The organism is Kitasatospora sp. NPDC018058, assembly GCF_044327205.1.
GTDB lineage: Bacteria > Actinomycetota > Actinomycetes > Streptomycetales > Streptomycetaceae > Kitasatospora.
The window spans coordinates 169,864-185,482 of sequence record NZ_JBIRFA010000003.1 but is presented as its reverse complement, the minus strand read 5'-3'; the positions used below and the strand labels follow the sequence as shown (position 1 = coordinate 185,482).

Sequence of the window (15,619 nt, the reverse complement as noted above, 5' to 3'; positions counted from 1 at the left end):
GGCCCGCCTGCTTTCCGGCGGAGTGTTCCCGGGTTCCCGACGGAGTGTTTCCGAGGCGGAGTGTTTCCGAGGTCGCCTCCCGGTGCACAACACTTATTAGACTCGATGTCGATAAGAGCCGCCGAAACCCTTGTCGGCACCGCTACCGGCGAGTACGTTTCCCTGAGCCGAGCCGCCGCTCCCAGGTCAGGAGGGCCTGCCATGCCCCGATCCACCCCCGTCCCCGCCCTCGCCGCCCCCGCCCCGCGCGTGCACGACGGCCTCGTCCTGGAGCCCCGGGACGTCCGCTTCGACTGGGCCCGGCTGCCGCTGCACTGGATCCCGGACGAGCCGATGGCCACCCACGTCATCAACGTGCTGCACCTCCTGCTGCCCGAGGGCGAGCGCTGGTTCGTCAGGGTGTTCAAGGAGGCGCTGCCGCTCATCCGGGACGAGCAGCTGCGCGAGGAGGTGCTCGGGTTCATCGGGCAGGAGGCCATCCACGCCGAGGCGCACCAGGAGGTGCTCGACCACCTGCTCGGCCAGGGGCTCGACCCGCGTCCGTACGTGCGACAGATCGCCTGGCTGTTCCAGCGCATCCTGGGCGACAAGCCGGGCCTGACGCCGGCCCGGCGGCGGGAGAACATCATCGAGCGGGTCGCCTTCATCGCGGCGATCGAGCACTTCACCGCCTTCCTCGGCGACTGGGCGCTCAACTCGCCGGGACTGGACCGGGCCAAGGCCGATCCGACGATGCTCGACCTGCTGCGCTGGCACGGCGCCGAAGAGGTCGAGCACCGCAGCGTCGCCTACGACCTGATGGTCCACCTGGACCCGGGCTACCTGCGCCGGGTGCGCGGGATGGCGGTGTCCGGGCCGCTGCTGGTCCACCTCTGGGTGCGCGGGGCCCGCTTCCTGCTGGCCGCCGACCCGACGCTGGAGGGGCGGCTCAAGCCCACCTGGCGGGAGGCGGGGCGGATCGCCAAGCGCGGACTGCTGCCGGACCCGCTCCGGTCGATCCGCTCCGGGCTGCGCTACCTGCGGCCGGGATACCACCCGACCCAGGAGGGGTCCTCCAGCCAGGCGCTGGGCTACCTCGCCGCCTCCCTGGCCGCCCGCGCCGCCGCCGCGAACGACTGACAACTGACAACTGACAGATTTCAGCGAACACAGAACGTCATCTGTTCGCTGAAATCTGAAGTCTGAAATCTGAAACCCGTCAGCTGTCGCCCGCCCCTCTCCCACGCCAAGGACCCACCCGGATGGACCTGCTCACCCCGCCCCCCGACCTCTACGGCCGCCCCCGCGCCGACGCCTTCATCCGCTTCCTCACCGCCTTCGGTGACCGCTACTCCCCGGCCCTCGGCGGCCCCCTGCTGCGCCGCAACCCCCGCCGCCCGCTCAGCCGCCCCACCCCGCAGCTGCAGCTGGTCGTCACCGCCCGCCGGGAACTCGCCGCCGACGTCACCGAGTTGAGCCTCGCCGACCCCTCCGGCGGCCAGCTGCCGCCCTGGCAGCCCGGCGCCCACCTGCGCCTCGCCCTGCCCTCCGGCCGCGAGCGCCACTACTCGCTCAGCGGCGACCCGGCCGACCGGCGCGGCTACCGGATCGCCGTCCGCAAGCTGCCCGAGGGCGGCGGCGGATCCGTCGAGATCCACGACACCCTGCACCCCGGCGCCCGCCTCGCCGCCCGCCGCCCGCGCAACGGCTTCGCCTTCTGCGCCGAGCCCGCGGTCCTGCTCCTGGCCGGCGGCATCGGCATCACCCCGCTGCTGCCGATGGCCCGCGAGGCCCAGCGGCACGGCCTGGACTGGCGCCTGGTCCACGTCGGCCGCAGCGCCGACAGCCTCCCGTACGCGGAGGAGCTGCGCTCCCTCGACCCGCACCGCGTGGTGCTGCGCACCGACGACGAGCACGGTGGCGTCCCCACCGGCGCCGAACTGCTCGCCCACGCCCCGCGCGGCGCGGCCGTCTACTGCTGCGGCCCGGCCCCGATGCTCACCGCCGTCCAGCGGGCACTGGACCGGTCCCCGGCCTCCGCCCTGCACTTCGAGCGCTTCGGCGCGGCCCCGATCGCCGACGGCGAGCCCTTCGCCGTCCAGCTCCGCACCGACGGCCCGACCTTGGACGTCCCTGCCGACCGCTCCGCCCTGGACGTGCTGCGCGAGGCCCGCCCGAACCTCCCGTACTCCTGCCACCAGGGCTTCTGCGGCACCTGCGAGGTCCGTCTGCTGTTCGGTACGCCAGACCACCGGGACCGCCGCCTCACCCCCGAGCAGCGTGCCGCCGGCGCCCTGCTGCCCTGCGTCTCCCGGGCCGCCGAGGGCGAGACCCTCGTGCTCGACGTCTAACCGCCGCCCAGCCGCAGCGGCCCGAGAAGGAGCCTCCCGATGCCCCCGATGGCGAATGCGATGCCGACGTTCCCCTACGCCGAGCGCGACCTCGCCCGCTTCCGCGAGACCCAGCAACTCGCCTACCACTGCGCCGAACAGGTCGCCGCCTGGATCGAACCGGGCGTCACCGAGCGGCAGGCCACCGCCGAGCTGCGCCGCCGCCTGGTCGCCGCAGGGGTGCAGGACTTCTTCCACGTCCCCTTCGCCTGGTTCGGCGACCGGACGGCCTTCCGGCACTTCCACACCCCGCTGCAGTTCTTCGCCGGCGACCGCAAGCTGGAGGAGGGCATGCCGTACGTGCTGGACTGCGCACCCGTCGTGGACGGCTACACCGCCGACATCGGCTACGGCGGCAAGGTCGGCGAGAACAAGGTCTGGGACCTCCTGGCCGCCGACCTCAAGGTCTACCGCGAGCTGATCCTCGCCGAGGTGCGCGCCCGCAAGCCGCTCAACGGGGTGTACGCGGCCGTGGACGCGCAGATCGCCGCGCACGGCTACGACAACCGCCACCAGGTCTACCCGGGCCGGGTGATCGGCCACCAGGTCACCCGCACCACCGTGCGCGGCCCGGCCGGGGTGAACGTCCTCGGCTTCGGCGTGCGCACCCTGCAGACCCTCGGCCGCGAACTCATCTCCGAGCGCCTGCACGGCCGTTCGCCACTGTGGGCGGACGGCCGCGCCTCCCGGCACGCGCCCACCCCGGGCCTGTGGGCGGTCGAGCCGCACATCGGATTCCGCGGCGTGGGCATCAAGTTCGAGGAACTGCTGGTGGTCACCGAGGACGACGCCTACTGGCTCGACGACGACCTCCCGCACGTCCGCCGCTGGACCGCCACCGACGAGTCGGCCGACACTGACCGGGCCGACGCCGACCGGGTCGACGCCCAGCCGACCGATGACGAGCCGACCGCCCTGGAGGCCACCCGATGACGACCCCGATCCGCCGCCGGACCGTCCACTCCGGCGGCCTCCCGCTCGCCGTCTTCGAACAGGGCGACCCGGACGCCCCCACCGTCCTCCTGGTGCACGGCTACCCGGACACCCACGCCGTCTGGGACGACATCGCCGCCGACCTCGCCCGCGACCACCACGTGGTCCGCTACGACGTGCGCGGCGCCGGCGAGTCGGGCGTCCCCGCGAACCGGGACGGCTACCGCCTGGAGCAGCTCGCCGACGACCTGTTCGTCGTCGCCGACGCCGTCAGCCCGGAGCGCCCGGTCCACGTCGTCGCCCACGACTGGGGCTCGATCCAGTCCTGGGAGGCCGTCACCGCTCCCGGCGCCGAGCGCCGGATCGCCTCGTACACCACCATGTCCGGCCCCTGCCTGGACCACATGGGCTACTGGCTGCGCCACCGGCTGCGCCGCCCCACCCCGCGCCACCTCGGGCAGTTGCTCCACCAGGGCCTGCACTCCTGGTACATCACCGCTTTCCACCTGCCCTTCCTCGCCCCCGCCGTCTGGCGCCTCGGCCTGGCCCGGGCCTGGCCGCGGGTGTTGCGCGACCTGGAGCACGTCTCCCCGCGCGCGGACCACCCGAAGCCGAGCCTGCGCCGCGACGCGGTCCGCGGCATCGAGCTGTACCGCGCCAACTTCCGCCCCACCATGGGCAGTCCGCGTGAGCGGTCGACCGAGGTGCCGGTCCAGCTGATCACCCTCACCCGGGACCGCTACGCCGGCACCTACCTCTCCGAGGGCCTGGAGCGCTGGGTGCCCGAGCTGACCCGACGCACGCTGCACGCCGGCCACTGGGCGGCGCTGCTGGAGAAGGGAGCCACCGTGGCCGGCATGGTCCGCGAGTTCACTGCCCGCATCGAGACCGGGAGCCCGGGCGACACCCGAACCGCCGAGGGTGACGGCCGGTTGGTGGTCGTCACCGGCGGCGGCAGCGGCATCGGACGGGCCACCGCGCTCGCCTTCGCCGAGGACGGTGCCCGGGTGGTGGTCTGCGACCTCGACCTCGCGGCCGCCGAGCGCACCGCCGAACTCGCCTCGCTGATCGGCCCGAAGGCGCACGCCTACCGGGTGGACGTCGCCGACGGCGCCGCGATGGACGAGTTCGCGCAGACCGTCGCCGCCGAGCATGGGGTGCCCGACGTGATGGTCAACAACGCGGGCATCGGCCACTCCGGAACCTTCCTGCAGACCACCGAGAAGGAGTGGCAGAGGGTCCTGGACGTCAACCTCTGGGGCGTGATCCACGGCTGCCGAGCCTTCGGCACCCTGATGGCCGACCGCGGCCAGGGCGGCCACATCGTCAACGTCTCCTCGGCCGCCGCCTACCTGCCGGCCAAGGCGCTCACCGCCTACGCCACCAGCAAGGCCGCGGTGTTCATGCTCTCCGACTGCCTGCGCGCGGAGTTCGTCGCCCACGGCATCGGCGTCTCCACCATCTGCCCCGGCATCGTCAACACCAACATCACCCGCACCTCCACCTTCTCCGCCACCACCGCCGCCGAGCAGGCGGCCAAGCAGGCCCGGGCCGCCAAGCTCTACGCCCGCCGCGGCTTCCCGCCGGAGAAGGTCGCCGGGGCCATCGTCACCGCCGTGCGCACCGGCAAGCCCGTCGTCCCGGTCACCCCCGAGGCCAAGGTCGCCCGCCTGCTCTCCCGGCTCAGCCCCGGCCTCCTCCGCCTGGCCGCGCGTCTGAACGTCACCTGAGCGGCTTCGACCGGCTGCCCACACCCGATGAGGTGTGGGAGCGGGCCACCGAGGTGCAGGCCCTCCTCACCGTCGCCGGCAACCGGCGGGCGCCGTCCGTGGCGGACCTCGCCATACCTCCGCGCCGGCCGGCGGCGGCAGGCCCGGGGGGCGTGCCCGGCATCCCGACCGGCCCGCCGCAGATCTTCGAGGCCCACCGCGTGGTGCGCTGAACACTGCTCCAGGAGGCCGTCACGCGGCGTGCGGTGAGCTGCTCGCGGCCGCGTCCTCCGAAGGCGCAGCGGCCACGTCGTGGTGGATCGGCCCGTCCCCGGCGCTCAGGGGCAGGCAGCTGCCGCCGCGCCGGTGGGCGATGATCTCGGCGGCGACCGAGACCGCCGTCTCCTCGGGGGTGCGGGCGCCCAGGTCGAGGCCGATGGGGGAGCGCAGCCGGGCGAGCTCGGCGTCCGTCAGCCCGGCCTCGCGCAGCTTGGCCTCCCGGTCGCGGTGGGTGCGGCGCGAACCCATCGCGCCGACGTAGCCGACCGGCAGCCGCAGGGCGCGTTCCAACAGGGGGATGTCGAACTTGGCGTCGTGGGTGAGCACGCACAGCACGGTGCGTCCGTCGATCCGGCCGAGCTGGGAGTCCAGGTAGCGGTGCGGCCAGTCGGTCACCACCTCGTCCGCGTCCGGGAAGCGACGGGCGGTGGCGAAGACCGGCCGGGCGTCGCAGACCGTGACGTGGTAGCCGAGGAACTTGCCGATCCGCACCACGGCGGCGGCGAAGTCGATCGCGCCGAAGACCAGCATCCGGGGTGCGGGCACGTAGGACTCGACGAAGCAGGTGACCGTGCCCTGCTCCCGCTCGTCGCAGGGCCGCCCGTCCAGGCCGAGCACGATCCGCCCGGTCTGCCCGGCGTCCAGCATCGCCCGGGCCTCGGCGATGAGCGCCCGCTCCAGCGCGCCGACCGTGGACGGTCCCACCGAGAGCGCCCCGGAGGCATCGCCGGCGGTGACCGCGAGGGTGGCGCCGAGCAGCCCGGCCGGGCCCTCGATCACCCGGGCGAGCGCGACCGGGGTCCCGGCGGCCAGGTGGGTGAGGCCCGCGTCCATTCCGGGGTCCGCCCCCGGCACGACCGGCTGGACGAACACGTCGAGGATCCCGCCGCAGGTCAGCCCGACCGCGAAGGCGTCCTCGTCGCTGTAACCGAAGCGTTCCAGGACCGGCTCGCCGCTCTCGATCGCGGCCTGGCACAGCTCGTACACCGCGCCCTCGACGCACCCGCCGGAGACGCTGCCGACCGCCTCCCCGGCCGCGTCCACGGCCAGTGCCGCCCCCGGGTCTCGCGGGGCGCTGCCGCAGACGCCGACCACGGTGGCCACGGCGAAGGAACGCCCGGACGCGTGCCAGGCCTGCAACTGCTCGGCGATGTCCTGCATGTCGGAGGCTCCTTACACGGTTTCGACAGTAGCGGGAGAGCCGCCGTACGGGAAACGATCCCGTACGGCGGCGGTGGTGCGTGAGGAACGGCGCCTAGTGCACGCCCAGCCAGGACTTGATCGGAGTGAGCGCGAAGTACAGCACGAAGACCGCGGTGAGGATCCACATCAGCAGCCCGGGCTCGCGCCACTTGCCCTGGCCGGCCTTGAGGACCGAGTACGAGATCACGCCGGCGGCGACGCCCGCGGTGATGCTGTACGTGAAGGGCATCAGCACGCAGGTGAGGAAGGCCGGGATGGCGACCTCGCGGTCGGACCAGTCGATGTGCCGGGCCTGGCTCATCATCATCGAGCCGATCACCACCAGGGCGGCGGAGGCGACCTCGACCGGGACGATGCCGGCCAGCGGCGAGAAGAACAGCATCAGGGCGAACAGGCCGCCGGTGACGGTGGAGGCGAGGCCGGTCCGGGCGCCGTCGCCGACACCGGTCGCGGACTCGACGAAGACCGTCTGGCCGGACGCGCCCGCCAGGCCGCCGACCGCGCCGCCGGCGCCGTCGATGAACAGCGCCTTGGACAGGCCGGGCATCCGGCCCTGCCCGTCCGCCAGCCCGGCCTCGGTGCCGACGCCGATGATGGTGGCCATCGCGTCGAAGAAGCCGGCCAGCACCAGGGTGAACACCGCGACCGAGGCGCTGATCGCGCCCATGCCGTGGCCGCCGAAGGCGCCGAACAGGTCGACGTGGCCGAACAGGCTGAAGTCGGGCGCGGAGACCGGGCTGCCGGGCCACACCGGCACGGAGTTCTTCCAGGCGGAGGCCGGCACATCGGCGACCTGGTTGACGATCATCGCGAGTACGGTGCCGCCGGCGATGCCGATCAGGATCGCGCCGCGGATGCCGCGCGCCATCAGCACGAAGACGGACAGCAGGGTGACACAGAAGATCAGCACCGGCCAGCCGGTCAGCTCGCCGGCCGGGCCGAGCGAGAGCGGGGTGGGGCCGCCGGTGTGCATGAACCCGGCCTTGTAGAGGCCGATGATCGTGACGAACAGGCCGATACCGATGGTGATCGCGTGCTTGAGCGGCAGCGGGATGCCGTTCATGATCTTCTCGCGCAGGCCGGAGGCCACCAGCAGCACGATCAGCAGGCCGTAGATCACGCACAGGCCCATGGCCTGCGACCAGGTGGTGTGGGGGACGACGAGCGCGGAGACCGCGCCGGAGACCGAGAGTCCGGCGGCCAGGGCCAGCGGCACGTTGCCGACCAGGCCCATCAGGATGGTGGTGACGGCGGCCGCGAGCGCGGTGGCGGTGGTCAGTGCGGCGTGGTCGAGCTTGACGCCGTCGACGTCCGCGCCGCTGAGGATCAGCGGGTTGAGCAGGATGATGTACGCCATCGCCATGAACGTGGTGAGGCCGCCGCGCAGTTCGTTGGCGAGGGTCGAGCCCCGGGCGGAGATCTTGAAGTACGCGTCCAGCGCGCCGTTCGGGCGTGGTGCCGGGGACGAGGGACGGGTCTCGTCCCCGGTGGGTCTGTCTGCTTCGGTGGTGCCGGGCTCCGTGGGGATCCTGGTCATGTCCACTCCCAAGTGTCAAAGGGGGTTGGGGTGGGCGAGCCGACCTGACTGCCAGTCAACGAAGGTGGCACAGGGGGACGGTATCGACTCACTGTGGGGGGCACTCGTCGGGGGAGTGCCAGCGGTGCAGTTGAGGGTGGTGCGCACCGCTGCGGAACCCCGGCGTGGGCAGGGCAGCGGGTGGGGGAGGCCCCGGGGCGGCGGGGAAGACGCGTCACCGCCCCGGGGAGGTTCGTTCTGCCGGAGCTGCCGGAGCTGCCGGAGCTGCCGGAGCTTCCGGAGCTTCCGGAGGTCGTACTCCCGAACGTCGAACTCCCGGGATCAGCCCGGCTGTTCGGTGGTCAGGTGCTCGGGCCGGACCGGGATCCGGTTGAGCGCCAGGCCCGTGGCGTTGCGGATGGCCGCCACGATCGAGGGCGTCGCCGACACGGTCGGCGCCTCGCCGACGCCGCGCAGCCCGTACGGGGCGTGCGGGTCGGGAAGTTCGAGGACGTCCACCGGGATCGGCGGAGTGTCCAGGATGGTGGGGATCAGGTAGTCGGTGAAGGAGGCGTTGCGGACCTTGCCGTCCCGGACGATGATCTCCTCCATCACCGCGAGTCCGAGCGCCTGGGTGCAGCCGCCCTGGATCTGGCCGACCACGGAGAGCGGGTTGAGCGCCTTGCCGACGTCCTGGACGGCGGTCAGCTCGACCACCTTGACCAGGCCCAGCTCCACGTCCACGTCCACCACCGCGCGGTTGGCGCAGAAGGTGTACTGGACGTGGCCGAAGCCCTGGCCGGTCTCCTTGTCGAAGGCCTGGGTGGGCCGGTGGTGGTGCTCGCGGGTGAGGTCGATGGCCTCGTCGCCCAGCAGGTCCACCATGGGGACCAGCACGCCGGCGCTCTCCGAGACCACCTTGCCGCCGGCCAGCGTGATGTCCTTGTGGGACCAGCCGTAGCGGCGCCGGCCCTTCTCGATCAGCTCCCGCCGGACGGCCTCGGCGGCCAGCTTCACCGCGCCGCCGGTCATGTACGTCTGGCGTGAGGCGGAGGTCGAACCGGCCGACCCCACCTCGGTGTTGGCCGGGTGGATGGTGACCTGCTCGACGCCCAGCTCGGTTCGGGCGATCTGGGCGTGCACGGTGACGCCGCCCTGGCCGACCTCGGCCATCGCGGTGTGCACCATGGCGACCGGCTCGCCGCCGATCACCTCCAGGCGCACCCGGGCGGTGGAGTAGTCGTCGAAGCCCTCGGAGAAGCCGACGTTCTTGATGCCGACCGAGTAGCCGACGCCGCGCACGATGCCCTCGCCGTGCGAGGTGTTGGACAGCGCGCCGGGCAGCGCGCGCACGTCCAGGTGATCGGTGTCCAGCGGCGGCGGCAGTGGCATGTCCTTGGCGCGCTGCAGCAGTTCGGCCACCGGCGCGGGCGAGTCGATCTGCTGGCCGGTGGGCATGAAGTCACCCTCCGACATCGCGTTCAGCTGCCGCAACTCCACCGGGTCCATGCCGAGTTCGGCCGCCAGCTTGTCCATCTGCGACTCGTAGCCGAACGCCGCCTGCACCGCGCCGAAGCCGCGCATCGCCCCGCAGGACGGGTTGTTGCTGTAGAGCGCGATGGCGTGCATCCCGACGTTCGGGATCACGTACGGGCCGTGCCCGAGCGAGGCCGCGTTGCCGACCACGGCGGGGGAGGCGGAGGCGTACGCGCCGCCGTCCAGCACGATCCGGCAGTCGGCGAAGACCAGCTTGCCGTCCCGGGTGGCGCCGTGCTCGTAGTGCATCCGCGCCGGGTGGCGGTGGACGTGGCCGTAGAAGGACTCGTCCCGGGAGTAGACGATCTTGACCGGCTTGTTGGTGTGCTGGGCCAGCAGGCAGGCGTGGATCTGCATGGAGATGTCCTCGCGGCCGCCGAAGGCGCCGCCGACACCGGCCAGGGTGAGCCGGACCTTCTCCTCGGGCAGGTCCAGCACCGGGGCCATCTGCTCGCGGTCCACGTGCAGCCACTGGGTGGCGATGTACAGGTCGATGCCGCCGTCCTCGGCGGGCACCGCCAGGCCGGACTCCGGGCCGAGGAAGGCCTGGTCCTGCATGCCGACCTCGTAGTCGCCGCTGACGATGACGTCCGCCATCGCCCGCACCTCGTCGGTCACGCCGAGGCCGGAGACCAGTCTCTGCTCGTGGCAGATGTTGCCGTACGCGTGCGACTTGTACTCGTGCGGCTCGTGCACGTACCCGTGGGTCTCCGGGTCCAGGCACTGCTCCTCGGTGACGATCGGGGTGAGCACCTCGTACTCGACCTTGATCTTCTTCACCGCGCGCCGGGCCGTCTCCGGGTGGTCGGCCGCGACCAGCGCGATCGCCTCACCGTGGTAGCGGACCTTGTCGATCGCCAGGGCCGGCTGGTCCTGGATCTCCAGGCCGTAGTACTTGGAGCCGGGGATGTCCTCGTGGGTCAGCACCGCGTAGACGCCGGGCACCTTGAGCGCCTCGGAGATGTCCACCGAGAGGATGTCGGCCCGGGGGTGCGGCGAGCGCAGCGCCATACCCCAGAGCATGTCCTCGTGCCACATGTCGGACGAGTACGCGAACTCGCCCTTGACCTTCAGGTTGCCGTCCGGGCGCAGCGGCGAGCCGCCGATGCCGTCCTTGGAGGCCTGGTTGATGTTCTGCAGGTTCTTCTGGCCCTGGATGGTCCGCACGGTCATTCCGAACCAGCCCCCTCACCGGCGCACTTGCGGGCGGAGGCGAGCCGCACCGCGTCCATGATCTTCTCGTAGCCGGTGCACCGGCACAGGTTGCCCGACAGCGCCTCGCGGATGTCGTTGTCGCTCGGCTGCGGTTCGCGATCCAGCAGCGCGTCGGTCTGCACCAGCAGACCCGGGGTGCAGAAGCCGCACTGGACGGCGCCGGCGTCGATGAACGCCTGCTGGACCAGGCCCAGCTCGCCGTTCTCCTCGGTCAGGCCCTCGACCGTGCGCACCTCGCGGTCCTGCACCTGGCCGGCCGCGACCAGGCAGGAGCAGACCGGCACGCCGTCCAGGTAGACGGTGCACGAGCCGCACTCGCCCTGCTCACAGGCGTTCTTCGAGCCCGGCAGACCGACCCGCTCGCGCAGCACGTAGAGCAGGCTCTCGCCCTCCCACACGTCGTCGGCCTCGACCGGCTTGCCGTTGGCGGTGAACGTGACCCTCATGCCGCGCTCCTGATCTGCTTGCTGTAGTCGTTCCAACACCACGTGAGGGTGCGGCGGGCCATCACGGCCAGCGCGTGCCGCCGGTAGTCGGCGGTGCCCCGGACGTCGTCGATCGGGGAGGCGGCGGCCTTCACCAGCTCGCCGAAGCGCTGGATCACCTCGGTGCCCAGCAGCTCGCCGGACTCCCAGAGCCCGCGCTCGGCGAGCACACCCCGGAGGTACTCCTCGGCCTCGACGGCGCGGCGCGGCGTGGGGGCGGCCGAACCGATACCGGTGCCGACGGTTCCGTTCCCGGGGTGCAGGGCGAAGCCGAACGCGCAGACCGCGATCACCATCGCGTTGCGGGTGCCGATCTTCGAGAACTGCTGCGGGCCGTCCGCGACCGGGATGTGCACGGCCCGGATCAGCTCGTCCGCCTCCAGGCAGTTGCGCTTGACCCCGACGTAGAACTCGTCGATCGGGATCATCCGGGTGCCGCGCACCGAGGCCGCCTCGACGTACACGTCCCGCCCGGCCGCCAGCAGCGCCGGGTGGGAGTCGCCGGCCGGGGAGGCCGCGCCCAGGTTGCCGCCGACGCCGCCGCGGTTGCGGATCTGAGGGGAGCCGACGGTGTGGGCCGCCAGCGCGAGCCCGGGCAGCGGGCCGGACAGCTCCGCGATGATCCGGGCGTACGGGACGGAGGCGCCGAGCCGGACGACGCTGCCGTCGTTCGTCCATTCGGCGAGCTCGGTGACACGGTTCAGGTCGAGAATCGCGGATGGCCGGTGCACGTCGAAGTTCAGCTCGACCATGACGTCCGTGCCACCCGCGATGGGCAGCGCGGTCGGGTACTCGGCCTTCGCCGCGAGAGCCTCGTCCCAGGTGGCGGGCCGAAGGAACTCCATGCGGGTGTCTCCTCAAGTCTTCGCCGACCGGGTGTCCGGTGGCGTGTCGCCCAGTGAACCCCTGTGACGGGGGCCACTGGCAGTCACCGATGGCATGAAGCCCCGGCTGTGGTCCCGCCCGGCATCCTGTACGTTCCTCTAAGGAGGAGAATCCCGCAGCCCAGGTGTTCGCCGAGTGCTACCTACGACCGTAATCCGGCCGTGACGGGCGGGCTACGGCCCCGTGACCCGGCGGCCCCTGGTACGTAACACCGAGCACGGATGTTCGGGCACACTGTGACCTCCGGACCGGACGGCCGACCCCCTCCCCCCGTTCCAGTCCCCTGTATGCCGCCTGTTCCAGCCCCCGTTCCAGCCCCTGTTAGGAGTCCGCGGATGCGTGTCCGTGACCTGCTCGCCCCCGGCGCCCCGCGACTGCGCCTGCTCGCGGCCGAGGAGGAGCTGGACCGGCAGGTCAGCGGTGTGATGACCACGGACCTGCACGACCCAGGCCGCTACCTGCACGGCGGCGAGCTGGTGCTCACCGGGATGCTCTGGCGCGGCGGCCCGGCCGACTCCGAGCGGTTCGTGCGGACCATCGCGGCCGGCGGCGCGGTCGCCCTGGCGGCCGGCGAGGCCGAGGTCGGCCCGGTGCCCGAGGACCTGGTCGAGGCCTGCCGCAGACACCGGATGCCGCTGCTGGCCGTCCCCGACGACATCGCCTTCGGCACCGTCACCGAGTTCATCGGCCGGCAGGTCTCCGCCGACCGCGCCGCCGACCTCGCCGCGCTGGTCGACCGGCACCGGCTGCTGGTCTCGGCGGCCGGCGGCGGCGGGCTGGACGCCGTGCTGGACCTGCTCGGCGGCGACCTCGACCTGGACTGCTGGGTGCTCACCCCGACCGGCGCGGTGATCGCCGGCCCGGCCGACCGGCTCACCGCCGAGGACCGCGACCAGCTGGTCCGCGCCCACCTCGCCGCCCAGCGCCAGCGCCGCCGCCCCCCGCACCGGGCCCGACTGGCCGGTGGCGCCTACTCGCTGCTGCCCGCCGCGGCCTCCGCCGAGCACGAGGCGCCGCTCGCCGACTGGGTGCTCGCGGTGGCCGGCGACGTCACCGAATGGACCACCAAGCGCCAGCAGCTCGCCGAGAACCTGGCCCGGCTGGTCGCCGCCGAACGCCACCGCCGGGACGAGGGCCGTCGGCTGCGCCGCCGCCTGGCCGACGAACTGCTCGCCCTGCTGCGCCGCGACGCCGACCCGGCCGAGATCAGCCGCACCCTGTACGCCTCCTCGGCGATGGCCGCCCGCTACGAGAGCCCCGAGCCCAAGTCCCCGTCCCAGGGCGACTCCTGGCTGGTGCTCAGCGCCGAGGGCACCGGCCTGCCCGAGGGCATGGTGCGGGCCGTCCTGGAGGAGGCGCTCGGCGGCACCACCGACCGCGCGCTGGTCGCCGGGTCGGGCAACGGCGCCGTGGTGGTGCTGCCCGCCCTGGACAGCCCGGTGCCCGCCGACACCCTGCGCGACCTGCTCGCCCCGCTGGAGGCCGGGCTCGGCTCGGAGGGCCGGATCACCCTCGGCGTCTCCGCCCCCGCCCCAGGGGCCGGCGGCCTGCGCGGCGCCCTGGAGGAGGCCCGGCACGCCCGCCGGATCGCCGCCGCCCGGGTCGGCCGGGTCTGTGTGGCCGGCCCCGAGGAGCTGGCCTCGCACGTGCTGCTGCTCGCCGCCGTCCCGGACGAGGTCCGCCGCGCCTTCCGCAGCCGGCTGCTGGACAAGGTGATCGCGTACGACATCGAGCACCAGGCGGACCTGGTGCGCACTCTGGAGGCCTTCCTGCGCTCGGACGGCTCCTGGACCCGCTGCGCCGGGCAGCTGCACGTCCACGTCAACACCCTGCGCTACCGGATCGGCCGGATCGAGGAGCTGACCGGGCGGGACCTCTCCCGGCTGGAGGACCGGGTGGACTTCTACCTGGCGCTCGAACTGGCCTGATCCGCCGTCGCCCCACTCCCCGTCGTCTCCGGTCCCGTCAGGTTGCGTCCGGTCCGGCCGGATCCGTCCGGTGGCTGCCGGGGAAACGGCCGAGGGCCCGCCGCGAACGATCGCGGCGGGCCCTCAGTCGTGACGGGCGGTCACTACTGCGCGGGGATGATCGTGGTCAGCCACTCGAAGGCGCTCGGGACCATCCGCTTCCACATGTCGGTGGTGTGCGGGCCGGTGCTCTCCTCGACCTGGACCTTGGTCGGCTCCTTGGCCACGGCGGCGATCGCCTGGCCGTCCTCGTAGCCGTCCCCCTTGGCGCCGCTGACCAGCAGGGCGACCTTCGGCGGCTGCTGGGCGGTCTTGAGGATGTTGACCGGGTTGTTGGCCTCGCGCAGCTTCGGGTCCTTGCCGACCAGCGAGTCACCCTCGGTCGCCGGGTCGTTGTAGCCCGACATCGCGATGCCGGCCCGGTAGCGGTTGGGGTGGGCCACCGAGAGCTTGGCCGCGCAGTGGGCACCGGCCGAGTAGCCGGCGATCGCCCAGCGGTCCGAGGACGGGTCGGCGCGGAAGTTGTCCATCACCATCTGCGGGACGTCGCGGGTGATCCAGGCGTCGGCGTTGATCTTGCCGGGGATGTCGGTGCAGCCTGCGTCCTGGTGGTTGCCCAGCAGCAGGGTGCGCGGCGAGACCAGGATGAACGGGGCGACCTTGCCCTGCTGCATCAGCGGCTTGAGCTGCTCGGACACCTTGAGCGTGCCGTACCAGGTGGAGGACGAGCCCGGGTAGCCCGGGATCAGCTCGACGACCGGGAACTTCTTGTCCTTGAACGCGGGGTCGTTGTACTGCGGCGGCAGCCAGACCAGCACCTCACCGTCGACGCCGGAGACCTGGCCCTTGAGCTCGGTCTTCTGGACGTCGCCGGGCACCGCCGGGTCGTTCACGCCGCCGAACTTCTGCAGCACCTTCGGCGGCTGCTTGCCGGCGTCGCCGGACTGGCCGTTCTGGGCGGTGCCCGCGGCCGGGTCCGCCGGAGGCACCGAGGGCACCGCGCGGACGTGGTCACCGGTGCCGAGCAGGTCGTCCCAGTTGCCGTAGATCAGGTTGGCGTTGTTGACCATCACGAAGACCATCAGCACGGCCGTGACCTGGCAGAACATGATCATGACGAGCCGGGAGAGGATCTGCACCGGCTGGGGGCCGCGCACCTTCCCCCAGAACAGCAACGCCACTGTGATGGAGACCGGCACAAGGATGACGGTGAGGATGAAGAATGGCGTACCTGTCAGTTCCATCGAGTTCTCGTATCCGGGTCGCTCGCCGTCCGGGCCCCACTCGCCCGGACGCACGTCAATGGCATCAGACGGCTGAGAACCGATGATCGGTTGCCGTCCGAATCTGTGCGGAACCTGAGAGGAACATCACGTTGCCGTGATGCCCCCGCTTCGGATCGGCGCCTAGTCTGCCACCCGGACGGCGGTGGTCCGGACCAGATGTTCAGCGGACTACCAGGAAGGTCCCCCGAGGCACCTTACAACCCGCGCCGTTCGCGGTGCTGGGCGAGGCGGTGCGA

At 72.5% G+C, this 15,619-nt stretch carries 12 protein-coding genes; 6 read left to right on the top strand and 6 right to left on the bottom strand.

What is annotated here, in order from left to right:
* Positions 1-201 precede the first annotated feature (201 nt).
* The 5 genes from ACH4E7_RS05725 (at position 202) to ACH4E7_RS05705 (ending at position 5,244) form a co-directional block, all read left to right on the top strand.
* Positions 202-1,119 (top strand): metal-dependent hydrolase, encoded by a 918-nt coding sequence (locus tag ACH4E7_RS05725; RefSeq protein WP_396247720.1) that lies wholly within the window; start codon positions 202-204, stop codon positions 1,117-1,119.
* A gap of 122 nt (positions 1,120-1,241) precedes the next feature.
* Entirely contained in the window at positions 1,242-2,330 is a 1,089-nt protein-coding gene (locus tag ACH4E7_RS05720) for a PDR/VanB family oxidoreductase (protein ID WP_396247719.1), read from the top strand.
* A 39-nt stretch (positions 2,331-2,369) separates the two neighbouring features.
* On the top strand, positions 2,370-3,302 hold the full coding sequence (locus ACH4E7_RS05715) for a M24 family metallopeptidase (RefSeq protein WP_396247718.1): 933 nt from the start codon (positions 2,370-2,372) through the stop codon (positions 3,300-3,302).
* A complete protein-coding gene (locus ACH4E7_RS05710; RefSeq protein WP_396247717.1) occupies positions 3,299-5,032 on the top strand; it encodes an SDR family oxidoreductase in 1,734 nt (577 codons plus the stop codon). The genes ACH4E7_RS05715 and ACH4E7_RS05710 overlap by 4 nt, the downstream gene beginning before the upstream one ends.
* Before the next feature lie 32 nt (positions 5,033-5,064).
* Entirely contained in the window at positions 5,065-5,244 is a 180-nt protein-coding gene (locus tag ACH4E7_RS05705; RefSeq protein ID WP_396247716.1) for a hypothetical protein, read from the top strand.
* Positions 5,245-5,263: 19 nt separating this feature from the next.
* Here ACH4E7_RS05705 and ACH4E7_RS05700 read toward each other — a convergent pair whose 3' ends face one another.
* The 5 genes from ACH4E7_RS05700 to ACH4E7_RS05680 all read right to left on the bottom strand — a co-directional run bounded on the left by ACH4E7_RS05700 (position 5,264) and on the right by ACH4E7_RS05680 (position 12,090).
* Entirely contained in the window at positions 5,264-6,451 is a 1,188-nt protein-coding gene (locus tag ACH4E7_RS05700; protein WP_396247715.1) for an XdhC family protein, read from the bottom strand.
* Positions 6,452-6,545: 94 nt separating this feature from the next.
* Entirely contained in the window at positions 6,546-8,030 is a 1,485-nt protein-coding gene (locus tag ACH4E7_RS05695; protein WP_396247714.1) for an NCS2 family permease, read from the bottom strand.
* Positions 8,031-8,351: 321 nt separating this feature from the next.
* On the bottom strand, positions 8,352-10,718 hold the full coding sequence (gene pucD, locus ACH4E7_RS05690) for a xanthine dehydrogenase subunit D (RefSeq protein ID WP_396247713.1): 2,367 nt from the start codon (positions 10,716-10,718) through the stop codon (positions 8,352-8,354).
* On the bottom strand, positions 10,715-11,206 hold the full coding sequence (locus ACH4E7_RS05685; protein WP_396247712.1) for a (2Fe-2S)-binding protein: 492 nt from the start codon (positions 11,204-11,206) through the stop codon (positions 10,715-10,717). The genes pucD and ACH4E7_RS05685 overlap by 4 nt, the downstream gene beginning before the upstream one ends.
* A complete protein-coding gene (locus tag ACH4E7_RS05680; RefSeq protein ID WP_396247711.1) occupies positions 11,203-12,090 on the bottom strand; it encodes an FAD binding domain-containing protein in 888 nt (295 codons plus the stop codon). Before ACH4E7_RS05680 ends, ACH4E7_RS05685 begins: the two co-directional genes overlap by 4 nt.
* A 375-nt stretch (positions 12,091-12,465) precedes the next feature.
* On the opposite strand from ACH4E7_RS05680, the gene ACH4E7_RS05675 reads away from it, so the two are divergent.
* On the top strand, positions 12,466-14,058 hold the full coding sequence (locus ACH4E7_RS05675) for a PucR family transcriptional regulator (RefSeq protein WP_396247710.1): 1,593 nt from the start codon (positions 12,466-12,468) through the stop codon (positions 14,056-14,058).
* A 143-nt stretch (positions 14,059-14,201) separates the two neighbouring features.
* Here the strand turns inward: ACH4E7_RS05675 and ACH4E7_RS05670 are convergent, their stop codons facing one another.
* Positions 14,202-15,341, bottom strand: a complete 1,140-nt coding sequence (locus ACH4E7_RS05670) for an alpha/beta hydrolase (protein WP_396247709.1) — start codon at positions 15,339-15,341, stop codon at positions 14,202-14,204.
* Positions 15,342-15,619: the final 278 nt, after the last annotated feature.